The 23,126-nt window shown below is 69.2% G+C and carries 19 protein-coding genes and 1 tRNA gene; 12 read left to right on the top strand and 8 right to left on the bottom strand.

Translation table 11 applies throughout. The annotated features are described in order from the left end of the window. Window positions 1–160 precede the first annotated feature (160 nt). The 3 genes from IPG50_32925 (at window position 161) to IPG50_32915 (ending at window position 1,521) form a co-directional block, all read left to right on the top strand. A complete protein-coding gene (locus tag IPG50_32925) occupies window positions 161–730 on the top strand; it encodes a hypothetical protein (protein ID MBK6696952.1) in 570 nt (189 codons plus the stop codon). A gap of 113 nt (window positions 731–843) precedes the next feature. Then, window positions 844–916, top strand: a tRNA-Ala gene (locus IPG50_32920). 68 nt (window positions 917–984) lie between these two features. After that, entirely contained in the window at window positions 985–1,521 is a 537-nt protein-coding gene (locus tag IPG50_32915) for a vitamin K epoxide reductase family protein (protein MBK6696951.1), read from the top strand. Window positions 1,522–1,538: 17 nt separating this feature from the next. Here IPG50_32915 and IPG50_32910 read toward each other — a convergent pair whose 3' ends face one another. Both IPG50_32910 and IPG50_32905 read right to left on the bottom strand, forming a co-directional pair. After that, window positions 1,539–3,161, bottom strand: a complete 1,623-nt coding sequence (locus tag IPG50_32910; protein MBK6696950.1) for a DNA mismatch repair protein — start codon at window positions 3,159–3,161, stop codon at window positions 1,539–1,541. A gap of 166 nt (window positions 3,162–3,327) precedes the next feature. Beyond that, the gene (locus IPG50_32905; protein MBK6696949.1) at window positions 3,328–4,134 is read right to left on the bottom strand and encodes a thioesterase family protein; all 807 of its coding nucleotides are present in this window, start codon (window positions 4,132–4,134) and stop codon (window positions 3,328–3,330) included. 372 nt (window positions 4,135–4,506) lie between these two features. On the opposite strand from IPG50_32905, the gene IPG50_32900 reads away from it, so the two are divergent. The 4 genes from IPG50_32900 (at window position 4,507) to IPG50_32885 (ending at window position 6,561) form a co-directional block, all read left to right on the top strand. Continuing rightward, entirely contained in the window at window positions 4,507–4,965 is a 459-nt protein-coding gene (locus IPG50_32900) for a hypothetical protein (protein MBK6696948.1), read from the top strand. 78 nt (window positions 4,966–5,043) lie between these two features. Beyond that, complete coding sequence (locus tag IPG50_32895) at window positions 5,044–5,328, top strand: hypothetical protein (GenBank protein MBK6696947.1); 285 nt, start codon at window positions 5,044–5,046, stop codon at window positions 5,326–5,328. 1 nt (window position 5,329) lies between these two features. After that, on the top strand, window positions 5,330–6,163 hold the full coding sequence (locus IPG50_32890; protein ID MBK6696946.1) for a hypothetical protein: 834 nt from the start codon (window positions 5,330–5,332) through the stop codon (window positions 6,161–6,163). A gap of 17 nt (window positions 6,164–6,180) precedes the next feature. Continuing rightward, window positions 6,181–6,561: a hypothetical protein gene (locus tag IPG50_32885; protein MBK6696945.1), complete on the top strand. Its 381-nt coding sequence runs from the start codon at window positions 6,181–6,183 to the stop codon at window positions 6,559–6,561. A gap of 10 nt (window positions 6,562–6,571) precedes the next feature. Here the strand turns inward: IPG50_32885 and IPG50_32880 are convergent, their stop codons facing one another. Continuing rightward, window positions 6,572–8,506: an IgGFc-binding protein gene (locus IPG50_32880; GenBank protein ID MBK6696944.1), complete on the bottom strand. Its 1,935-nt coding sequence runs from the start codon at window positions 8,504–8,506 to the stop codon at window positions 6,572–6,574. A gap of 210 nt (window positions 8,507–8,716) precedes the next feature. On the opposite strand from IPG50_32880, the gene IPG50_32875 reads away from it, so the two are divergent. Both IPG50_32875 and IPG50_32870 read left to right on the top strand, forming a co-directional pair. Continuing rightward, window positions 8,717–10,009, top strand: a complete 1,293-nt coding sequence (locus IPG50_32875; protein MBK6696943.1) for a dicarboxylate/amino acid:cation symporter — start codon at window positions 8,717–8,719, stop codon at window positions 10,007–10,009. A 156-nt stretch (window positions 10,010–10,165) separates the two neighbouring features. Continuing rightward, complete coding sequence (locus IPG50_32870; GenBank protein MBK6696942.1) at window positions 10,166–10,978, top strand: hypothetical protein; 813 nt, start codon at window positions 10,166–10,168, stop codon at window positions 10,976–10,978. 33 nt (window positions 10,979–11,011) lie between these two features. Here IPG50_32870 and IPG50_32865 read toward each other — a convergent pair whose 3' ends face one another. Both IPG50_32865 and IPG50_32860 read right to left on the bottom strand, forming a co-directional pair. After that, complete coding sequence (locus IPG50_32865; GenBank protein ID MBK6696941.1) at window positions 11,012–15,046, bottom strand: sigma 54-interacting transcriptional regulator; 4,035 nt, start codon at window positions 15,044–15,046, stop codon at window positions 11,012–11,014. 68 nt (window positions 15,047–15,114) lie between these two features. Continuing rightward, the gene (locus IPG50_32860) at window positions 15,115–15,306 is read right to left on the bottom strand and encodes a hypothetical protein (protein ID MBK6696940.1); all 192 of its coding nucleotides are present in this window, start codon (window positions 15,304–15,306) and stop codon (window positions 15,115–15,117) included. Window positions 15,307–15,475: 169 nt separating this feature from the next. On the opposite strand from IPG50_32860, the gene IPG50_32855 reads away from it, so the two are divergent. Next, entirely contained in the window at window positions 15,476–17,458 is a 1,983-nt protein-coding gene (locus IPG50_32855; GenBank protein MBK6696939.1) for a hypothetical protein, read from the top strand. Window positions 17,459–17,468: 10 nt separating this feature from the next. After that, on the top strand, window positions 17,469–18,275 hold the full coding sequence (locus tag IPG50_32850) for a hypothetical protein (GenBank protein MBK6696938.1): 807 nt from the start codon (window positions 17,469–17,471) through the stop codon (window positions 18,273–18,275). Between the two features lie 45 nt (window positions 18,276–18,320). On the opposite strand, the gene IPG50_32845 is transcribed toward IPG50_32850, so the two are convergent. Then, the gene (locus IPG50_32845) at window positions 18,321–19,508 is read right to left on the bottom strand and encodes a hypothetical protein (GenBank protein MBK6696937.1); all 1,188 of its coding nucleotides are present in this window, start codon (window positions 19,506–19,508) and stop codon (window positions 18,321–18,323) included. A gap of 135 nt (window positions 19,509–19,643) precedes the next feature. Further along, complete coding sequence (locus IPG50_32840; GenBank protein MBK6696936.1) at window positions 19,644–20,771, bottom strand: VWA domain-containing protein; 1,128 nt, start codon at window positions 20,769–20,771, stop codon at window positions 19,644–19,646. Between the two features lie 326 nt (window positions 20,772–21,097). On the opposite strand from IPG50_32840, the gene IPG50_32835 reads away from it, so the two are divergent. Next, window positions 21,098–22,372 (top strand): hypothetical protein, encoded by a 1,275-nt coding sequence (locus tag IPG50_32835; protein ID MBK6696935.1) that lies wholly within the window; start codon window positions 21,098–21,100, stop codon window positions 22,370–22,372. Here the strand turns inward: IPG50_32835 and IPG50_32830 are convergent. Continuing rightward, window positions 22,317–22,985 (bottom strand): hypothetical protein, encoded by a 669-nt coding sequence (locus IPG50_32830; protein ID MBK6696934.1) that lies wholly within the window; start codon window positions 22,983–22,985, stop codon window positions 22,317–22,319. The two genes, IPG50_32835 and IPG50_32830, sit on opposite strands and share 56 nt — an antisense overlap. Window positions 22,986–23,126: the final 141 nt, after the last annotated feature.

The following is a 23,126-nucleotide window of genomic DNA, read 5'->3' as shown; positions in this document are numbered from 1 at the left end:
CCGAAAACCGAGCCGCCGCACATCGCGACCTGGCTCGAGCAACATGGCGGCGGGGAGTGGCTCTGCGCCCGGTGTCACGGCGGCGAAGGAGGCCCGACGGAGGGCGTCAAGTGAGCGGCAGCAAAGGCCGCCCCGCCAAACCTGTGGTACATGCGTTTCCATGCGAACGCTGATCTGCACGTCGATCTGCCTCGCGTTGGCTGTCGGTTGCGGGGGCTCCAAGAAGCCGGCTGAAGATCCGGCCGCGACCACAACGGCCGACGAGACGCCGAAGTGGGACTCAACCTCCGAAACCGCCGACACGACGCGGCGCTCGAAGGACCTCGCGTCCACCGCCAAGAAGACCCCGAAAGAAGACGACTCGACGGCGGCGACGACAGAGCCCGTCTCCGGCCCGCCAAAGCAGCGGCGCTCCGACGAATACGACAAGGAAGGCACCGAGGTCGTCCTGAAGCGCGCAGCGCGGCAGGTGAAGCAGAACTGCGGCGCCGCCACCGACGAAGACGGCAAAGTCGGGGGCCCTTGGGGTTCGGGCCAGATGCACCTCGTGCTCGGCCACAACGGACGCCTCAAGGAAGCAACGCTCGGCCCTCCTTTCGAAGGCAAGCCCACGGGAAAGTGCGCCCTCCAAGCGTTCTCACGGCTCACCTACCCGCCCTGGGCCGGCTCCGACATGACCCTCGATTGGCCCATCGAGATCGTCCCGCCGGCCGATCCCAAGAAGAAGTAGAGGCCGCGCGCCCGTCAGGACCCGCCGCCAGGAGCACCGATCACGGAGGAGCGTCGCGCGCGCCGAAATTTCGAGACACGAGGGCGATCTCGCAGTAAGAGAATCCCCTTCCCGGGGCCGTAGCTCAGCTGGGAGAGCGCATCCATGGCATGGATGAGGTCAGGGGTTCGATCCCCCTCGGCTCCACTCTTCGGGGTCTTGTGCTCCAAAACGCGAGCCAAAGACCGTGTCGTACGACCCGCGCGCTCGAGGCGGTGTTGGCGATCACCGTGTTCGACTGCGCCTACCTCTCGTGGCGCTACGTCGCGCTGCGCGCCGGCTGGGTGACGCCGCACACGGGCCTCTGCTCGTGGACCCAAGCCATCGACTGTGACGTGGTGCTACGGACGCCCGAAGCGCGCGCCTTCTTTGTCCCGAACGCGCTGCTCGGGCTCGGCTTCTTTGTCGGGTGCCTCGCGTTCTTCGCGGTGGGGCGTCGCCGCTATCCCGCGGCGAAGGGGCTGCTCGTGCGGCTGCTCGCGGTGGCGCTCTTCCTGGGCACGCTCTTCACCTTCCGCTTCTTCCAATTGCTCGTACGACTGCCGGCGCTGTGCCCCTTCTGCCCTTGGAATCACGTGTGGACGTGGACGTCGCTCGCGCTTGTGGCCCTGCTCGTTCGGAAGACTCCGCTGGAAGGCGGAGCCCACGCCGCGCGAGAGCTCGCGCCGCTCACGCTGATCTTGGTGGCGCAGTTCTTCGGCTGGTTCGCGCTCTGGGGCATCCTCGTCGCCACCCACGTCATGACTCCGTAGCCTTGCAGAGGACGCGCTCACGAAGGGAGGGCCGGCGTCTCCTCGTCGGTGCGTTGCTGAAGCAGGCGCCGCAACGACTCCTCGGTCACGCCGAGTCGCGCAGCGGTGCGGTGCGCGAGCGACGTCGTCGCCACGCCGGGGACGAACTGGAACGTCGGCCGCTCGCGAACGTCGAGCTCCACCTGGAGGAACGAGAGCGACGTCGCGCGCTCTTCTTCGGCCATGCGCGCGGCGAAGGCGAGCAGGTGCGTGGTGATGAACGCCGCGGGCCGAAGCTCGCCGAGGAGGCGCACGACGAGCCGGAAGATCTCTTCGCCCTCCGACGGATTCGTGCCGGCGCACAGCTCATCCAAGACGACGAGCGTGCCTGGCCCCACGCGCTCGAAGAGGCGTCGGATGCGCAGAAGCTCGGTGCCAAGGCGGCCTTCGCGCTGATCGGCGCGCGATTGCTCGAGGAGCGAGACGAAGAGCCCGTCGGCGCGGGGCAGGCGCGCGCGGCGCGCGGGGACGAAGAAGCCCGCCTGCCCCAAGAGCTGCGCGAAGACGAGTGACTGCAGCAGCCGCGTCTTTCCACCCGAGTTGGGCCCCGTCACGATGGTGAGCGCGTCTGGTGCATTTGCGTGCATATCGCACGGAACTACCGAGACGCCATCGGCCACGAGCAACGGATTGAAGAGGCCCTCGAGCGTTCGCTCGCCTCCGTCGCCGAGCTCCGCCAGGCACACCGAGAGTCCCGTGCGCTCGGCGCCCCGTTTGAGCGCGAGCATCCCCAGGTAAACATCGATATCGCCCACGACAAGCAAGAGCCAAAGCAGCTCGGACTCGATGCCCGTGTAGACCTCGTCGATGAGGCGCGCCAGGATCTCTTGGTCGGTGAAGCGGTACCCCCGTGCCACAAGGCCTAGCCGCTCAGCCCAGCGCTTGTACCAGGGCACATGGAAGGGGCTTTGCGTCCGCTCGTGAACGCCAACGACGGCCAAGGCGCGGATGCGCCCGTCGAAGCCGACGCGGACGCGGAGGTCGAGCTCGGCAGCGCCCTCTTCGTAGGCCAAGAGCTCGACGACGCGGGAGAACGCCTCGCTCCCGTGAACGCGCGTAGCCCATGTGCCAAGACGACGAAGGCCGCTCGTCGCCCGCAGAAACGAGCAAGACGCGCGCACTACGTCGACGAAGGAGCGGAGCGCGTCGAGGCGACGACGGTTGGGGTCGAGCCGCAGCGACGGCGACGTCGTCAGGCCGTCGGCGAGCTCGTGAAGTCTCGCTCCGACGGACTCGAGGGCCGTGGCTAGCTCGGGCGCCGACGCGAGCTCACGCAGAATCGCCTGGCGAAAGCGGACCGTCGCGTGGTCGCGCGGCGGTCGGCCCACGAGCCTCCGGAGCAGGCGGCTTGTCGATGCGACGGGGCGCCCCTCGGCGACGACGGGCATGCACTGCGTGACCAACTCGTCGAGGAAGACGTCCTTGGCGAACTGTTCGTCGTCGAAGGCGCTCGGCAAGAGCGGCATCTCCGTCGCGAGGCGTTCGAAGACGTCGCCGCCGGTCCCGGTCTCGAAGGCGAAGGCCACGGCCTCGCGGAGGAAGGTGAAGTCGGCGCGGGGCAGCGGTTCGTCGTGGAGGAGGTCCAGAGGGGTCGCGCGCAAGGCGCTCCTTCGCGCGTCCGGGGCAAAAGGGCCGCGCCCGCGCCCCGGAAGGTGCCCGCCGCCAGGTCGTGTATCGCTCACCCGAAGGCCCGACAGCGTGCCGCCGTCGAAGTTCCGCCAAAGTTGAAACCCAAGTTCCGACGGGCCGCCACGAGGCCAGCGTGGCTCAGTCGAGGCGCGCGAGGGTTTGCTGGTTCATGGCCACGAGGCGGCCGTCTTTGCCCCACAACTCGCGGAAGTCGACGGCGTAACCGTTGGCGCTCGCATCGCTGCGTCCGCGATGAAACAAGGGCTCCGTCGGGTCAAGCCCCTCGGCGCCGGCGACGAGCTCGAGCGTGTACGCGAGCGTGACAAAGTTCGTGGGCGGCTGAATCGCCACGCTCGCAGCAGGCCACCAGGCGTCGGCCACCGCGGCGATGAGCGAGTCGGTCCAGGGCGAGGCGCCGCGCGGTCTTATCCAACCGGAGGTCTCACACACGCCCGAAACCCCGGCATAGGGGAGATACCCCGTAGGCCGATATTCGAAGTGTTGCGTGAAGCGCGGGGCTGGGGGTCCGAGGAGCGGCATTGGGGTCACTTCGGTCCACGGCCCCAGCGGCGGTGCCGGCGGGCTCGTGGGCGGCGCGGACACAGGCCTCGGCGCGCCGAAGACGCCGATGCCGTGCGCCACCGCGCGGCCTCCCTGCTGGATGGTGGCTCGGAGCGTCGTCACGGAGACGCCCTCGCGCAACGCGTCGACGTGAATCTCGGCGTCGCCGATCTGAAGCGGCACGACGAGCGTCGTCATGAGCGATCGAAGGGCGCGGCGGGGGCCGCTGCCAGCGCCGGGCAATCGTGTCGCCATGGCCTCGACCATGGCCCCGCAGGCGATGCCGCCGTAGGCGCCGCGGCCCTGTTGCCAGCCGTCAACGACGACGAGGCGCAGGGCACCCGATTGTCCGGGCGTGACCTCCAGCCGTTCGAGCAATCCCATCGAACCTCCCACGTCGCGCCGTCCACGGTGCTCCCCGCTCCGTAGGGCCCCACGGCCCAGTACCCTAACACTCTGAAGTCGATAGGTTCGAGTTCGCCCCGCGACGAGGGAGGGGCAAACTCGAACCCCTCGTGTCCAAAGGTTTGTGTCCCGGCGTTTCGGTCTCGCTTGCCGTACTCGACCCATCAAAATCGATGGGTCGAGGTACTGCTAGAAGGCCCCCCTTGCACACGGTGTGCAACGACCTTGTACGCGGCATGCAACGGCCTCCGCGCCGCCGCCGGGTGGATCCAAGGACTCACGACGAAACGGCGTAAAACTCCGGTCCTTCGAGCGTCGGCGGCGCGGCACGCGCCTTGGATTGTCGTCAACGTGCCCCGCATCGCCGCCCCCCTCCTCATGGCCCCTTGGGTCCTCGTCGCCACCCTGGCCGTGAGCGAAGCAGGCGCCCGCCAGCGTTCGGAGCCGGTGCGTACCGGGACGACAACGACCTCGGCGGCGCGCCTCGCGGCGCAGGGCCGCTTGCTCGAGGCGCGCGAGAACCTCGCCAGCAAGCGCGACGGCGCGCGCACCAAGGCGCGCGAGATTGAGGCGTTGACGCGGCGCATCCCCAAGCTCTCACTCAAGCCTGCAGCAGGGTTCGTCGGCGACGTCATCGTGGACGCTCGGGCCCTCGCGAAGGGTGAGCTCAACGCGGACCTCGAACTCGATCCGGGCACGCACGAGATCGTCGTCCGAGGCGCCGACGGAAAGATCGCCACGAAACAGGTCGTCACGCTCGCTGAGCGAGAGCGTCACGTCATCGTGCTCGAGGCGCCGCCGGTTCCTTAGAAGCGCGAGGCTCCCGCGAAGGAGCCACCGCCGGCGAGCGCGCCGGTCACGCGGAACATTGCGTTCGTCGGCCTCGGCGTGGCGGCGCTCTCAGCCAGCGCCGGCGCGGTCTTCCTCGGCCTCTCGGCGAGCGAACGCTCGAGCTTGCAAGAGCGCTGTCCCAACGACAGGTGCTCGGAGGCCGATCGCGCGGCCTTCGATCGCGGTCGCGGGCAAGCCGAGGCCGCGACCATCGCCTTCGCTGCCGGCGCGATCCTCGCCACAGCGTCCGTCGCGCTTCTCGTCTTCGGCAAGCCCTCGCAAGAGCGCGGCGTCGAGATTCGCGCCACGAGCCAACAGATCCTCGCCGCGGGGCGCTTCTAAGATGAAGACCCACGCGCGATGGCTCGCGAGCGCCACGGCCCTGCTCTCGGTGTGCGCCGTGGGCTGCGGGCAGATGCTCGGCTACGACGACGTTCGCTTCGGCGAAGGACAGAGCGAGAACCTCGGAACGTCGTACCCGACGCCCGCCACAAGCGTCACCACGACGGGCGGCTCCGACGGCGGAGCGCTCGGTGTGCCGCCGCTGCCGGCCATCGGCGACGGCGGCGCATTGCCACGTGAGCTGCCACCGAATGACGGCGGCTCCGAGTCGGGTGCCCTTGATCGCTGCAACGGCGTCACGTGCGGAGCCGGCGCGCGCTGCGAAGCAGCCACGGGGCAATGCGTCTGCAGCCCCGGCTTCGTGTCGAGCGGCAGCGGAACGTGCCAGTCAGCGCCGCCCGGCGATCCCGCGAGCCACACCGAGGCGCAGGTCTGCGCGTCGTGGAATCAGGGCCACGCCCTCACGGACCCATCGCCCTGGACGCCGGGCGCAACGGAGTGCGATCCGGGCACGCTCTCGCAGAAGGGCATCGACGATACGCTGACGCGCCTCGCGATGTTCCGATACCTCGTCGGCCTCGCGCCCGTCGTCGAGGCCGCCGGGGCGCGCGCGACGTACATGGCCTGCGGCGCCGTCACCGCGTGGAACCCGCCGGGCACCGCGGCGAACCCCCACGCGCCCGAACCGACGGCGAAGTGCTACTCGTCGGCGGGCGCCGCCGGCGCGGGCTCCGCGAACATCGGCTGGGGACAGCGCGTGCCGGCGGACGCCATCGATCAGTTCGTGGAGGATCCGGCAACGACACAACCTTCGGCCACCGCCGCTGGGTCCTAAACCCGCCCCTCGGCGCCGTGGGCATCGGCTACTACGGCGGCGGCGGCCCCTACGGCAGCTCGCAATGCCTCGGCGTCTTCGACGGCTCCGGCACGGGACCGTCGCCCGAGTGGCTATCGTTTCCGCCCGCGGGCTTCGTGCCGCTCCAGGCGGCCGGCTGGACGTGGACCTTCCACCACAAGGGCGGCGTCGCGTCGAAGATGACCGTGACGCGGGCCTCCGACAACGCAACGCTCCCTATGACGATGCTTCCCCTCAACCAGGGCTTCGGCGTCTACGGCACGGCGGCGTTCCGGGCGCAGGGTTGGAGCCCGGCGGCCGGCGAGACCTACACCGTCGTCGTCGAAGGCGCGTCGCCCGCGCCCATCACGTACGTGGTGAAGCCCGTCGGTTGCTGAGAACGCGAACCTACTTGAGCGGCGGCGGAACGTAGATGGGCTTCACGTCGGCGCCGCCGACGTACGCGTAGGAGCCGTGCCCGGCGAATCCGTAGGCCATGAGGCTCACAGGCTTGTCGGCGCTCAAGCGGTGCACACCTTCGGGCAACGGACAGCGACGCACGACATAGTTCTGCCCGAGCAGCGGCCCCACGGTGGCGGGAATGCACGTGACCGGCAGGTCGCTGCCATCGAGCTTCACGTTGGTCCCCTCGGGCATGCCGACGACGACCCAGTTGGTCTGCCACGATTTGGGTGTAAGAAACACGTATTCACCGCGGAGCTGATCGACGGGCGGGAAGAGCGACAGAGAGGAGTCGCCCACCGACGCCGTGGAGTAGCACTGAGCCACGAGCATCTGTGCCACGACGACCGGCTCTGTCGACTCGACGGTGAAGTCGGTGATGGTCGCCACGTCGCGAACCTCGCCTGGCTGCAGCGTAAACGACGCGTCCGGTGGCGGGAGGTTCGTCTTGATGGTCGCCGGCGCCGCGAGGCCCATGAAGCGTACGATGTCGGGCTCGGCGTAGCTGCCCGTCGAGCGGATCGGGCTTCGCGTGGCGAGGTACGTTCGCCCCGCCGCCGTCGCCGGCACGATCTGCTCTTCAAGGTGATCGGTGGTGCATCCGTTGCTGCCGCTCGCGTCCCAGCCGGGCGGCGCGAACTTGGTCTCGCCGCCGGGGGCGATGGCGCGCTCATTTCCCGTGAAGACCACCACCGGAGCTGTCGCGTTGACGACGGTGCCCGTGAGCTCGCCGATGCCCTTGGTGAAGGTGCCCGCGGGATTGGCGAAGACGTCTTCCGCCTTCACCTTCTTCGCCCGCGACTCGAGGTTGAGAACATCGAAAGGCCCGAGCGTGACCTCCACGAGGCCACCCTTGTTCGTCTGCGCAATGGCGCCGCCACCTTCGATGTCGCCCCCCAGAATGACGCTCACCTTCGTGCCGGGCTCGGTGCCGACGATGGTCACGTAGGAGTGGTCGCGAATCGGTGCCTCTTGTGGCGGCAGGCCCTCGGGCTGCTCGGGCATCTCGACCTCGAGCGGGTTTGCCGCGGGCCAACCGACGACGCGATGCTCTTTGCCGAGCGCGCTCTTCGGCAACAGCAACGAGGCGTCGTTGGAGAACGTGTGCCGCAGCGTGTTGAACTGGTAGACGATGATCGGCACCGTGGCCGTGATGCGATAGGCGTTGGATGAGACCCATGTGCCGGGTCCGTTGTTCTCGCCGTTCGTCGTGCCGTCGACCTCGCGCGTGGGGAGCGCCACCTCTTCCAGGCTGTTCGGCGCGATCTTGAGGCTCATGACCGACTTGACGTCGGGCGGGGAGCCGAGCGGCGCGTCGTTCTTCTCGATGTTCACGATGGCGATGGTGTCGCTTACGTTGGAGAGGGCAACACCCCAGGGGGCGCCCGCCGCGTCGTTCACGAAGCCGAGCTGCGTCTTCGCGTATTCGTTGTCGAGATCGACGGCCCAGAATTCACAGCCGAGGTACGACGGCTTGTCGGCGACGGCTTCGCACGGGGTCTTGCACTTTCCACCGGAGCAAACGAGCCCCGCCGCCGCGTCACAGGCCTGGACGAGCGCGCCCGGTTCGCCGTTGTCGCCGCATTTGTGAATCGCGTTTCCGACGCAGGTGTCGGCGCCAGGGACGCAGGTCAAGCAACCACGACCGGCGACGCACTCCTTGGGGAAACACTCGCGGTGCGCGACGAAGGTGCCCTTGGCGTCGCACTCTTTGTACTTCGTGCCTTCGCAGCTTCCGCAACCGAAGGGGTCGTGGCCAGCGTCGCTCGCACCGGGTCCGGCGGCCGCGACGTTTCGGCCTTCCGACCCGCACGCCGGGACCGTCGCGAGACCGAGCAACGTCATGAACCCGAGGGGCTTGAGCATCGAAAAGCGCGACATGCGGGCCGCATCGTGACGAAAGAAGACGGCGGCGCAAGAGTCGTTTCAGTCCGAACGGGGAGTGCCTGTTTCGATCACCCCTGCGGGGCCGAGCGCCGGAGCCACGATCCGACGGAAATCGGTGCCTATAGGCGCCTTGATCGCGCCGCCGCGCTGAGGGGACAAAAACGTCGCGCGCTCGGCGCCCGCCTTTGGCACACTGCGCCGCTCATGCAACGGCACACCAAGATCCTTCTCGGCCTCGGCTCGGGCATGGCCGCGGGGCTCGTGGCGCACCTGTCGGGGAAGGACGCGCCTTGGATCGACGTGGTCGTGAAGAACGTGGCCAACCCCATCGGCCAGCTCTTCCTCCGCATCATTTTCATGGTGGTCGTTCCTCTCGTGTTCTCGTCGCTCGTGCTCGGCGTGCTTGAGCTCGGCGACGTGCGCCGCATTGGGCGCGTAGGGCTCCGGACGCTCGGCTACACCATCGTGGCGAGCGGCCTCTCGGTGGTCATCGGCGTCGGACTCGTGAGCGTCGTGCAGCCGGGAGCGGGCGTCGATCCGGGCGTCCGAACGGAGCTCGCCTCAACGTTCGCGTCGGGGTCCAAGAAGGCCATCGAGAACGCCGCGAAAGCGCAACACTGGACCGAGACGGTGCTCTCGCTCATTCCAAAGAATCCCGTGGCCGCCGCCGCTGAGGCGCTCTCCGGCGAGATGATCGCGCTCATGGTCTTTGCGCTGATGCTTGGCGTGGCCCTGTCGATGGTGCGCGACGAGTCCACCGAGCCGCTCGTGGGAGTCCTCACGGCACTGCAGCGAGCGTCGCTGCGCATCGTCGACTGGGCCATGGTCTTGGCGCCGTATGGGGTCTTCGGCCTCATGTTTGCGATGACCGCGAAGTCAGGCCTCGATCTGATCCCGCGGCTCGGCAAATACGTCGGCGTCGTGGTGCTCGGGCTCGCCATTCAGCTCTTCGTTGTTTACGGCGCGATCCTCAAGGGAAGCGGCGTTTCGCCCATTGAATGGTTCAAGCGATGCCGCGAGGTGATCGTCACGGCGTTCTCGACGGCGTCGTCGAACGCGACGTTGCCCACGACGCTCCGCACCTCAGAGCAGAAGCTCGGTGTGCCGGCGCGCATCGGCAGCTTCGTCCTGACCGTTGGCGCAACGGGAAATCAAAACGGCACGGCGCTCTTCGAAGGTGTGACGGTCCTCTTTCTCGCCCAGGTCTTCGGCATCAAGCTCGGCCTGGGCCAGCAGATCACGGTCGTGCTCATGTCGATCCTCGCGGGAGTCGGCACGGCAGGAGTCCCCGGCGGTTCGATCCCGCTCATCGTCATCGTGCTCCAGAGCGTCGGCGTTCCCGCGGAAGGCATCGGCATCATTTTGGGCGTCGATCGGTTCCTCGACATGTGCCGCACCGTCTTGAACGTCGTGGGCGATCTCGTGTGCGCGACCTACGTCGCGAAGGCCGAAGGGGAGCTGCGCTTCGAGGAGGCCGGCGGAGTCGCGAGTCCGTGACGCGAGCACGCGTCTCGCTCGCGGGCAAGGGCCGATCGTCCTTTACAGGTGCCCTTTGAAGGGGGCACCCTGCCCGCTCGTCTGACGAGAATCGTTTGACGGAAAGCGTGTTCGGCTTGCGCGGTGCGTTCGGCTTAGCGCCAAAGGAGACACTCGATGTTTCGTATGCAGGTTGGTCTGACGGTGATGTCGTCCCTCGCGAGCCTTTGCCTCTTGGGCTGTCCGAAAAGTGAGCCGCCCCCGCAGAACCCGCCACCGCCGGCCTACAACGGCGCGCCCTATGGCGCTCCTCCTTATGGCGCCCCTCCCTACGGCAACGCGCCGCCGCCCTACGCGGGCAACCCCAACGCGCCGCCGCCGAACGGTCCGATGCCCGGGCCAGGCCCCGGCCCCGCCCCTGGTCCAGGCCCTGCGCCTGGCCCCGGGCCCAACACCGGCGCGCCCACCGGTGCACCGCCGCCATTTGGTCTCCCCTTCCCAATCCCGACAGGCTTTGGGCTCCCGCCGACGGGCGCGCCGCCGGCCGCTGGCGGCGGCTCTCCGTCGGGTCCGAGCGCCCAGCCGCTCGATCCCAACTTCGCCGTCGGCGCCACCGCCGCGCTGAACCTCGTCGCCGCCAGCGAAACGGGCGGCATGGCGAAAGAGGGCGCGCCCATCGCGGGCAACTTCCAAGAGGGGCAAGTGCTCGAGCAGGGCTTCAACATGCAGCCGGGCAAGTGCTACACGGCGGTCGCCGCCGGCGTCGGTCCGCAGGAGCTTGAGCTCTCGATGGTGGCTGTGACGCCGATCCCCAACATGCCGTCCTTCGGCAACATGGGCGCCGCCAAGGGCGGCGGGCAAAAGACGGTCCTCGGCGGCGGCGGCAATTGCATCAAGCTCGCGTTCATCCCCGTCGCGGTGCAAGCGAAGTTGGTGCTCAAGGCCACGCGTGGCGCCGGCGTCGCGGCGGCGCAGCTCTTCGTCAAGTAGACGCCTCGCCTCCGCCTCCTGCGCGCCGCGCTCTCACGCGGGGAGCCGGAGGCCGAGCCTCTTAATCATCTTCTGCAGGCCGAAGCGAGAGACACCGAGCATCTCGGCGGCCTTCGTCTGATTGCCGCGCGTCTTGTCGAGCGCCTCTTGCACAAGCTCGGTTTCCAGTGAATCGAGGCGCGAGCGCAGGTCCGTCCCGCCGCTCCGGCGAGCCTGCGTCGCTCGCATCAGCTCCGGCGAGAGCTCCGAAGCGTCGATCCGATCCCCGGCCAGAACCAACGCGCGACGCACTTCGTTCTCGAGCTGACGAACGTTGCCCGGCCACGGGTCGGCGACGAGCCGTTCGAGCGCCGCGCGCGTAAGGCGAATGGGCCGACCGCCGCCGTGCTTAAGGACGAGGTGAGTCACGAGAGAAGGAATGTCCTCCGGTCGTTCGCGGAGCGGCGGCACGGGGATCGAAACGACGTTGAGTCGGTAATAGAGGTCTTCGCGGAAGGCCCCGCTCTTCACCATGCCCTCGAGGTCGCGGTGCGTAGCCGCCAGCACGCGTACGTTGACGCGCCGCGAGCGCTCGTCGCCGACGGCGCGAATCTCGCCGTTCTGAAGGACCCGCAGGAGCTTCGCCTGAAGCCCGGGGCTCATCTCGCCGACCTCGTCCAAGAAGAGCGTTCCGCCGTCGGCCACCTCGAAGAGGCCCGGTCGGTTCGCCGTGGCCCCCGTGAATGCGCCGCGCTTGTGCCCGAACAACGTCGACTCGAGCAGCGCCTCCGGCAACGCCCCGCAGTTCTCCGTCACGAAGGCCTTCGCGCGCCGCGGTCCGCTCGCGTGAATGGCCCGCGCGAGCAGCTCCTTCCCCGTCCCCGACTCGCCGACGATGAGCACCGGCACGTCGCTACCGCTGACGCGTGCGACGAGATGCAGCGTTCGCTGCATCGCGTCGCTGCGGCCCGCCATCCCTTCGTACTCGATGGCCGGCCCCTCGTCGCCGAGCGCCGCCTTTGCGCGGTCGAGCTCGAGGCCGCGCGCCTCGAGCTCGCGCTCGAGCCGCGCCTTGGCCCGCTCCGCGTGCCGCACGGCGCGGCGCAGCCGCACCGCGTCGCGCGCGTCGGCGATGGCCAGCGCAGCGTGCGCCGCCACGAGTCGCACCCACGCGACCTCGCGCGGACCGAACGCCCCCCGTCGATTCCGGTCGTCGAGGTAGACCACGCCGAGCGCCTCGCCGCGCGCCAAGAGCGGAATGGCCAAGACGCTACGCAGCCGCAGCGCGTGGACCGATGCGTGCAGGTCGCCAAGCGACGCGAAGGCGTCGGTGGCGATGACCACGTCGCCCTGGTCGAGGGCCCGTCGAGCCAACCCGAGCGACAGCGCGCGCTGATCTCCGACGAGGTCGCGCCGCGCGAGGTTTCGCGCGGCGCGCGGGACCAGCGAGCCGTCGGGCGCGAGCGCCATGAGCACGCCACGCTCTACGCCGGTCCACGACAAGAGCGCGTCGAGCACCTGATCGAAGAGCGGCCGAAGGCGCTCCCGCCCGCTGAGCGAGCGCACGAGGCCATCGAGCAACATGATCTGCGCCGGCTCGAACTCGGCGGCCGCCGAGGCGGCCGCGTTCGAGCCGGCGACACCGCGCACCCACGCGGCTTGCTCGAAGCGCGCCGCGTAGTCGGCCGGCACGTTCGGCCGCGCTTCAGCCACGGCGGCGCGCCGCGCCGCTTCGAAGCGGCGCGCCGCGTCGCCGTCCCCGAGCTGCGCCGCCAGCGAAGGCGCGAACGAGAGGGCGAACGCGCGCGACGGCAACGGCGCCGGCGTGCCCAGCAGCGCCAAGAGCGCCGTGGCAACGCGACGCTGGTCGTCGCCGTCGGTCGACGCCAGCGTCCCCGAGGCGCGCCCGCCCCACCACTCCCACCGCGCCGCAAGCGATGCATCGGAGCTCGCCTCGTCGAGGGCGGCGCGCTCCTCCGAAGACAGCTCCTCGGGCGCGTACGCCACCACCCGCGCGGCGACGCGAAGACGCACCTCACCGTCGCCGGCGACCGCTCGCCATGCGCCCAGCGCGGCGGCACGGCCCGCCGCGTCGCCGGCGGGCCGCGCCTCGGCGTGGACGAGCCTGGCGTACGCGAGCGCTTCCGAGTCGCCGCGGGCATCCGCGCGCTCGATCACCTCGTCGGCGGCGGCGCACGCCTCGTGCGCCGCGCCAACGAGCCCAAGGACGCTTGCGCGCGCGAGCCACGCGCGCGCTGCGTGCGACGGACGACGCAGCTCTTCGAAGAGCAACGCGGAGCGCGTGGCGGCGGCGAGCGCCACCGCGAACTGGCCGGCGTCGGAGGCCGCCGCGGCGAGTCCGGTCAAGTAGGTCGCCTCTTCGACGACGCCGCCAGCTTGCGCGTCCTCTGCGGCTACACGGAACGACTCGAGAGCCGCCGCCGCGTTGCCGGATGCATGATGCAACATTCCCCGGACGCCGAAGAGGCGCGCCCGCGCCTCGCGCGGCGCGCCGAGCGACAGCGCGTCGTTGACCCGCGCGATGCCCGCGGCGAACTCGCCGCGGGCGTAGGCGACGAGGCCACGGATCTCGGCGGCGGCGACGCCGCCGAGATCCTGGGCGAGGCGCTCGGCTTCGTCGTACGCGCCACGGTCCCAGGCGAGGCGCGCCCTGACGGCGCGCGCCCGTGAGTCGCCCGCCGCGAGGGCGGCGAATCGCTCGGCGGCAGCAGCGTCGCCCATGCGGCGCGCGATTTCCGCGCGGAGCGCCGACGCCTCGGGGGCGTCGTCGTCGCCGACCGCGATGAAGGCGCGCCCCACCTCGGAGCACCGCAAGAGCGCCTCGACGAGCACCGAGCGAAAGCTCGGTGCGACGCGAGGCGCGAGCCCTTCGGCGCGAGCCAAGAGCTCGCGCGAAGGGCGCGCCTGCGTGAGCAGGACCGCGAGCGCGACGGCGTCGTCGGGCGCGGGCGCGACGACTGGCGTGCCGACTGGCGTGTCCGCCGTCGCGCGCGTCGCGTCGCGGCGGAGGTTGGCGAGCGCGAAGGGCACGTCGTCTTGCGCGAGACCGACAAGGCGTTCCGCGAGCGTAGCCTCGTCGAGACCTTCGAGGGCGCCGCCATCGGGCGGCGTGCCCACGAGCGCCGTGAGCCAGCGGGCGCGCGCGACGGCGTCGAGGGGACCGAGCGGCGCGGCCTTCGCGTCGCCGCCGGCCGGCGGCGACGCGAAGCCGCACGCCTCTTCAAGCCACGTGCGCGGCAAGCCGCGCACGTCGGCGCTGAGACTTGCGGCGCGGGAGAGGTCGCGCTCGCGGACGCGGAGGTAGGCGCGGCGCACGGCGGTGACGCGCGCCGCGCGGCGGTCCTCCGCGTCATCGCGGAGGCCTAGCCACGCGGCGGCGCGGTCTGCGACGAACGCGGCGCGCGGCCGCGCGCCGGGTTCGCGCGCCATGAGCGCCGCAGCCCAGAGGCTCGCCTCGCCGACGCCGCCGCTGAGGTCGCGCAAGACGACGCCGAAGGCGAAGAGATCCGTCTCGGGTCCCACCCAGCGCGCGTCGAGGAGGACCTCGGGTGCGAGGTACGCCGGCGTGGCGCCGACGAGGGCGTCGCTCGTGCCGGTGGCTAGGCTCAGGTCGATGAGCGTCGCGCCGCGATCGTCGGCGGCGTCGCGCGTGGGGACATGGTCGCCGTGCAGCACGATGTTCGCGGGCTTCACGTCACCGTGACGGATGCCTAGCTCGTGCAGCTCGGCGAGCGCGCGTCCGACGCCGTGGGCCACGATCGCGGCGAGCCGCTCACGATCGCTCACCGGGAGCGGTGGCGGGTGCGCCCCGAGGGCTGCACCATCGACCCACTCGAGGACGACCGTGAGCGGCGAGGTCGGCTCGTCGACAACAGCAACGAGCCTCGGACCGAAACGCAGCGCAAGGCGCCGAAGCAGCGCCGCCTCTCGACGACCCACGGCGCGATCCTGGTAGCGCTTGAGGGCCACGTCGCGACCATCGGCGAGTCGCGCGCGTGAGACCTCGCCGGCGGCCCCGACGGCCACCGGCTTCTCTGCCAACCAAGTTGGTAGTTGCTGATTGGCCATCTAGAAATTCTAGTATCGCGGACTTTTTGGAGTCCGCCAATCTAGATGGCGCCGGCCGACTCAATCCGTCAGAACTTGATCCCGTTTTCGGCGCGATGTTTCCACCACCGCCAGCCGATGAGCGCCGTGGGAACCGCGGCCACCACGGCGGCGGGCCAGCCGATGATGACGCCAGCGGTCACCGTCGCCGCCGTCGCCACCCCAGCCGCCACCCCTTTGCGAGCTGATTCGGCGAGTACCTGACTGCGCGTCTTGTCCATCCCGAGAGGGTGCATCGGCGGTCGGGCCTTGGGAAGCCCCGGCGGCGCCTGGGGCCGCGCTCCTTCGGCGATTTCGGAGGCGACGCAGGCCCCGTCGACGATTTGGCAACGCCGCCTTGCTTCCTTAGGGGGTTGCCTTCGACGACAACCTGCGCAAAACCTCCGGCCGATGCGCCTCTCCCCCGTCCTCGGCACGATCGCAGCGGGCCTCTTCCTCCAAACCGGGGCCCGCGCCCTCGAGTTCGCCCCCGACGGGACCCTCGTCTTTCACCGCGAGGCCGTCGTCACCGAGGGCTTCGAGTCCTTCACCCCTCAAGGCGGCCTCAGCTTGCGAGAGGGCCCCGAGGCCCTTGAGGGAACCCGGTACGCCCTCGTGCGCGCCGACTCCTTCGAGCAGCTCGTCAAACTTCCGCTGAACCTCCCCAACCGCGACGCGGCGTACCAGGCGCGCATGTTCGTCCGGAAGAACCGCGTCCTCGCCGACGTTGACGTGGAGGGCGGCAGCTTGTCCGAGGTGAGCGCGCGCTTCTACCCCACGGGCCGTGTCACCAGCGACGGCTGGTACGAGGTCGAGACGGCTCCCTTCACGGTGCAAGCCACCAAGGGCGCCAAGGCGACGCTCAGCATCTTCGCCAGCGGCGCTGAGGTTGATGGCTTCGAGGTGTCGATGACCGGCGAGGCCCGCGAGCTGCGCGCCTGCGCGACGCACGGCGACGGCGTCTGCGGCGCCCACGAATTTTGCGCCGCCCGCGCCTGCCACGACGGTGCGCTCGGCTTGCCGCCCCTCCCGAAGGCTGAGCATCGCGACTCCGTCGTCGACTACTTGAAGCGTCGCCTCGAGCTCTTCTTCGGCGGCCGTTACACGCGCAACCTCTCGCTGCCCGGCGCCCTCGTGACGATGGACCGCATGAAGGCCGCGACGAGCGCTTGGGAGTTCTGGAACGGTTTCGCGACGGCCGTGAGGCAACTCCGTGACTGGCACACCAAGATGGAAGGGGCCGTCACCGTCAGCGGTCGCGGCGCGTTGCCCGTGTGTTTCGTCGAAGGCAACGCGGACCTCTCGCACCACCTCGCGCCGGCCGCGTCGAGCTTGCCTGACGTCCTCGTCTCGCACGTCGGCCCGGAGCAGAATTTCGGCCTCAAGGCTGGCGATCGTTTGGTCGCCGTCAACGGCATGCACCCCATCGCGTTCATGGAGTCGCTGGAGACGGTGAACTGGGACACCTGGCGGGCCAACGACCCGCAGGTTCACGCGGAGAAGCTCGAGAACATCCGGAAGGCGATTCGCCGCTGGGGCAAGGACCTCACCGTCATTCGCTGCGACGCCGCCAAGACCTCGTGCAGTGCGCCCGAGACCTTCCCCGTGACCGCCCTCTCAGACACCGAGCCGACGGTGTACCCGAACTGCGATCATCGGCCGCAATACCACCTCGCCAACGGCAACCCCGACGCGGTCGAACACTACGTCCAGGGCGTTCACTACGGTCCCCTCGCCAACACGACCGAGGCCGAGGGCCTCTACGGCATGATCTGGGACGACGTCATGCTCGACGGCACGTCGGCGAACCCCTACGAGGCGGCGATGTCGACGTTTCGAGCGAAGGCGAGCGGCGTCATCCTCGATCACCGCACCGGCAACGGCGGCACCGAGCCGGCGGCCGAATACCTGACGGAGCTCTTCCGCAGCCCCGCGACGCTCGGGGCGAGCACGGGGTTCAACTTCACCATCGGCCTCATAGGCCCGTCGACCACGGTCAAAGACGCGCTCGCGATCTTCACGGCTCGCAAGGGCACCGAGGACGCCTTCGTCGTTGGCAGCGACACGGCTCGCCAAAACCTCCGAACGGCGCTTCTTCTCGCGCGCGACGGCAGCGCCAGCGACTGGTTTCCGCTCGGCATGCGCGGCGCTCCCAACGTGCGCCTCTTCGGGCGCCGCACCGCCGGCGCGTTCTCCTCCTACATCTCCTTCGACTACTACGGCATGATGAATTTCCGGCTCGCGTCCGGCGACTTCATCGAGCCCGACGGCAGCACGCAGCTGGGGCACGGCGTGAGGCCCGATGAGGACCTCCTCCCGCGCCAGTCGGATCTGCTTGTAGGCCGCGACACTGTCTACGAACGCGCCCTCGCTTGGGTCCGGACGGGAAACTGAGGAGGCCACGATGCGCGCTCGATTTTCGCTTCTGCTCGCCGCCTCATCGGCGCTCTTTCTACTGGCGGCTTGCACCGACGGGACGCCAGCGGCGCCGAGCGCCGCGCCGGCCGAGGCTCCCGCCGCGCCCACGGAGACCGTCGCCGCTCGGCGTACCGTCGAGGTGCGGAACCCGTTCGGCAACACGGCCGTGGCCGACAACCTCATGGCCGACGGTGATTTCGAGCTGACCGGCCGCTACGATCAGCAGCCGTGGCTCGCCTTCGGGCAAGGCGGTCAAAGCGTCTTGAACTTCGAGACCGGCGGACGCTGCCGCTCGGGTGTTCGCTGCCTCGTGCTCGGCCCCGATGAAGCGGTGCTCGGTTGGATGGCCACGCCGGCCGCCGGCAAAATCACCATCGCCTTGTGGGCGCGCCCCGTGGGCGGATCTTGCAAAGATCTCATCGTGCGCATCGTGGACATGGACAAGGATTCGAACACCGCCGTCGGCTTCCCGGCGCCCGCGGAGGACGAGCGCGGGGAGTGCTTCTTCGAAGGAAGCGCCGCGAGCCTCCCCGGTGGTTCGCCCGCCGTGTGGCTCGAGGTCGCTGGCAACGCGAAGGCCAAGTCCATCGTCGTCGACGACGTCGTCGCGCTCCCCGTCGCGGGCAACGGCGCCTCGCTTCGGTCGCTCGCGCTCTCGTTTGCGACGCGCGCGCCGGCCCGCCTTCCCTTCGTCGCCGACTGGGTCAAGCGCAACCGGCGCTTCGGTCTGCCGCCGAAGACGGGCCCGGAGATTCCCGCCCCGAGCGCGAAGCAGCGGCGCCTCGAGCGCTAGCGAGCGCGCCCCATCGCCGTACTTGAGTGGGTCTAAGCGGGCGCGCTACTTGGTGCAGGTCGCGGCGCTGCATGTCGAGAACTCGGTCGCGCACGATCTGGTGACACAACCGATGCACGTCGCGGAGTTCGTGTCGGCGCAGTCGTCCGCGCAGTTCTTGCCAAGGCAGGAGAGCTGACGAAGCGCCGGAACGCCCGCCGTCGGACAAGCGGCCGCAAAACACTTCTGCCAGCAGGGGTGCACCTCGGCCCCGTTTGCGAGGCCAATCTTTGGCGCCGTCCCGGGAGGGCACGCGCGCAAGCAAGTGAGCGTGTCGAGGCAAGACTTGTCGCCGCCACCGAGCATGTCGGCGGCCCCAAGGCACAGGCTATCCGCGTCGGGCATCGCCGGGTGATAGAGCCCCGTGAAGATGCACATCTCGTCGCGGTCTGCGCTCTGCCCCTGGAGAGCCTCGTTCTCACTGCCGTTCTGGTAGTCGCATCGGAAGCGCAAGCGCGAACCGGCGGGAACGTCGAGAGGCGTCGCGATGGATGGTGGATGTTGCCAGTCCGTCGCCGAGTAAAACGACGTGGGCGCCAGCTCGCCGCCGGGCGCGTCGAGGAACGCCTCAAAGCCGACGCCTCGCTTGTGCATGTGTGAGAGGCCCGAAAGGAGCTTGACGTTGCGCGGCACGTTGCACCGCATGAGCGTGCTCGACGAGCCCCGAGCCGGCACGAAGATGAACGGTTGATAGAAAAAGAGAACCCCCGCGTCCTCCGTCACCGAGCCTTGCGCGCCAAACGACAGCTTCACGTCGACGCGCGCATCGAGCGGCGCCGCTCCTGCGTTGAGGTAGTGAGCCTGCAAGAGCAGCACCTCGCCGGGTGCGAGGGGAAGGCCGACACCTGCCGGAAGGTGCATGTCGGCCTTGTCGTTTTGCGACGCGTACACGACGCCGCGCACGTGCGACATGATGTCGCGCCCATCGGCGTAGCAATCCACCGCTTCGGTGCCGTCCGCTGCGGGAACCTCGTTGAGATCCGTTCGGAAGAGCAGGAGGTGGTGACTCCCGGGCGTGTACGAGTGCTCCATGCGGACCACGTGCGTCCCGAGCCCTGGCTCAACCTTGACGAAGCGACACTTGTGGATTTCGCCGCCGCCGGGGACGGTGACGCGGATGGCCATCGCTTGCGCTTTGAGCGGCGGCTCGCTGGAGTCCGCCTGCCCGTTGCAGGACACGAGCGGGCTGAGCAACGTCGAGAGGAAGAGAAGGACCGGTACTGCGATGGACTTCAGGGTGTGGCCTCAGCGTCCCACTATAGCGCGACGCGACCGTCCCCCGCGCCCGAACACGGATCCGCGCCGGTGCGGCGTCGGGCCGCGCGCCCCTCAGCGCACGTCGCCCTTGGTCTTGCACCCGAAGGCGACGGTGAGCTTTCCATCACCGGCCGCTCGCGCGGCGTCGCAGGTCGCGGGGCAAAGCTGAACGCGGCTCGGACCTGCCAGGTTGTCGTAGCGCCAGCCGCTGCCGCCGGCGCAGTCGGCGCTGTAGGTCAGGATCGACTCACCTGCGCCCGACGAATACGCCACGTTGACGGCGTCGACGTCGAGCAGCTTTCCCGCTGGCGGGGGCGGAAGCGCGAAGTCGCACGAGAGGATCTGGCCACGAATCTTGTCGAGCACCGCTTGGAACGTCGCGGCGGTCTTTGTCGGGTCCGAGACCGACACCATCGACGCGGTGCCCGTACCGCCAGCCGCCGCAATCCGGTTGAGGTTCGTGAGCGCTGGCCCGACGCCGATGACGTAGGTCGGGATCGACGGGGTGGCCTTGAACGCCGCTTCGGCGGCCGCGGCGACGTGGGCCACGTCGTTGTTGGGGCACCCCGTCTCGAAGGCGCCGTTGATCATGAAGCCCGGCTCGCCGTCGGTGACAAGCACGATGACGGTCTTCTCGTCGGGCTTCTGCGCCGCCACGGTCTTCGCGTATTGGATGGCGCCTTGGAGCGCAGGCAAGGTCGGCGTGCCGCCTTTCGGCTGCGTCGCGTCGATGGCGGAAACAAACTTTGCGGCGTCGTTCAGGGAGCCGAGCGGCACCGTCGGCGCGGAGTACGGCGCGGCGCAGTTCGAGGCGACGTCCCCGCCTTGGGGAAAGAACGCGAGCGACGCGCTCATCGTCTTCGAGACGGGGTCGGCGAAGAAGGCCTTCATGCCCGCGCCAACAGGGATCCACTTCTGCTTGGGGTCAAAGGGCGGCGTGTTCGCCGTGTCGCCCATGCTGCCGGACCGGTCGTACATGAAGACGAGGTTCACCTTCTCGAGGTTCGCTGACTTCGCGTCGGTGACGCACGGATCGAGGGTGCTCTTCGGCCCCGCCGATTCGGTGGTGAAGTCGGCTGCAGGGCCCGATGGCGCGGAGCCCGGCGGCCCTCCGAACTCGGAGCTGTTCGTCCCGCCGCAGGCAACGGCGGCGACCACGAGGGCAGAGATGGCAGAGGCGGCGAGGGCGGGGCGGGGCATGTCGCCCACCATGCAATGGCAGCGCCGCGCCGGGCGCGATGCGACATGGTGGGCGGTGGGAGTAGGATATTCCAGCGGCCAACACCGACGTGCAACGCAGGCGGCAGGATCGGCCCACAGCGCGAGCGGCGGGGTGACCGGTCGCTCGTCGTGCCCTGGATCGCACGATCCCCACGGGAGGACTTTAGGCCTACCGCGCCCCGCAAAATGCGCAGGAATATTGCGGTAAGACTGCGTCCCGGCTCGACACCGCCACGAGTCGCTGTACCCTCTTCCGGTCTTGCTTGGGCCTTGCTTGGCTCGCTGTTCTCTCGCTTGGAGTTCTTATGAATCGGCTCTCGTTTGCCGCGGTCCTGCCGACGCGCACTGCCCTGTTGGGTGCACTCCTCACCGCCTTCGCTTGCTCGTCGTCCGAGTCAGCCACGCCAAGCGGCCCTGCGGCCTCCGATGCCGGCGCCGCAGCCACGCCCGACGGAGCGAGCGGCGCCACGGACGCGTCGGCGCCCGGTGTCACCGCGTGCGTGCGCAAGGCCGTGACGGGCGACCGCGTTCGCGCCGTCATCGTCTCGCACCCGTCGGATCAAAACGGCGAAAAGGCGACGGACTACGAAATCATTCACCTCGGCCTCGACGGCAAGCTGGCGCGCGACGGCGCGCACTTCACCATGGGCCGCAACTTCAACGCTCCCATCTTCTTCAGCCCCGACGGCGAGATCGGGATCGCGGTCCAAGATGACGACGGCTCGCTGGGCATCTTCCGGATGACGCCTTCGGGTACCGCGGACGTGGTCGCCGCGAAGTTCGGCAAGGAGAGCTTCTACGCCGACGCCGCTGTCTTTTCCGCCGATGGCTCACGACTCTTCATCGCCGACTCGAACCGCAAGACCACGGGCGGGATTCACGAGGTCGAGATCGCCTGCGACGGCACGCCCACGTACCGGGGACGAATCTTCGAGTCGCCGGGCTCGACGGCCCTTCGGCTCTTGCCGACGTCGAGCAAGCTGCTCGTGAGCGCGGCGTCCGCGCCGGGAGCCGCAGCAGACCACGACATCTTCCTTCTCGACGTGGCATCACGGCCCGTCAAGCTCGAGAGCTCGACGGCGCTCTTCGGCGATGGCAACGCCATCGCCAAGGGACTCGACGTGACGCCCGATGGGAAGGTCGGACTCGTCAGCGACGCCAACGAATTCCTCGGCACGAATCGCGTCGGTGTCGTGTCCCTCGCGACGGGCCTGACGAAGGTCGCGGTGCTCGACATCGAGGGCCCTTCGGGGGTCGTCGTCTCGCCCTATGGCAACACGGCCCTTGTTACCGCCGCTGGCGGCGGCTCCATCGATGCCTTCTACGTCCTGTCGCTCGCCCCAAGCGGCATGGCCACGAGCGGCGGCAAGTTCGCGAGCCTCATGGGCGCCAAGCCACAGCTCCCGACGAGCCCCGTCGTCGTGGGCGACGGCACCTTGAAGGGCCTGATCCTCGTCGCAGAAGTCGAAGGCGTGAGGCGGCTGCGCTTCGAACCCAACGGCGGCGTGACGGACCTCGGGGTCTTCACGCTGCAGGGCGGGCTCGAAGCGAGCGTTGGGTCCGTGGGCGTTCAGCCTTAGCGAAGCGCGCGGCGACGCCCTGTTTCAGGTGTAGACGGTTCAGGTGTAGACGGCTCATGATCGCGATGAGCTTGCCCGTGGTGCGCGAGATGCCGACGTACACGTAGACGACGGGGCCTTCTTCATCCTGATCGCCCGACGCGTTGGTGCCGAAGGTGTACCCGACGACGCCGCGCAGTTGCTCGGTCATGTACTTGACCGCGAGGCCTGCTTGGCGCGCGTCTCTCTCTTCCGGATCCGTGAGGTTCGCGTCCGCAAGGACGTCGGCGAGCGTGAGCTTCTCGGCGCGACACGTGCGCTTCGTGATGTCGCGCTGCGACGAAGCGTTCTCTTTCACCATGGCAGCGAGCTTCGTCCGAACCGTCTTGCTCGTGAGCTTCTTGGCCCCGCCGCCCTCGGCCTCAAGCACGAGGTATGGGTAGTCGCTCTCACTCATGAACGTGACGTCGCGAAGGATCGACGTGAGCTTCGCCTTGATGTCCGCGTCGCTCGCTTGCGTGTGCGCCGTAAGCGCGGCCGTCTCCGACGCCGGACCGTCCTCCGTCGCGTCGGCCCCGGCGCAGCCTTGCAAACACGCCAAAGCCCCGACCACCAACACCGCAAAACGATTCATCGCGTGACCTCCACCCCCCGCCCAAGCGAGGTGCGTGCCAGTCCCACACGCGGCAATTGGCGCGCGGATTTGTGGCGCGTCACGCGTTCGCCACACTCGCGCGGGTAACAGCCGGATCGCCTTTCCCCCACGGTGCTTTGC

This window comes from Myxococcales bacterium, assembly GCA_016703425.1.
Classification (GTDB): domain Bacteria; phylum Myxococcota_A; class Polyangia; order Polyangiales; family Polyangiaceae; genus JADJCA01.
Note: the sequence above shows the minus strand (reverse complement) of the source record. Positions and strands in the feature narration are given on the sequence as shown.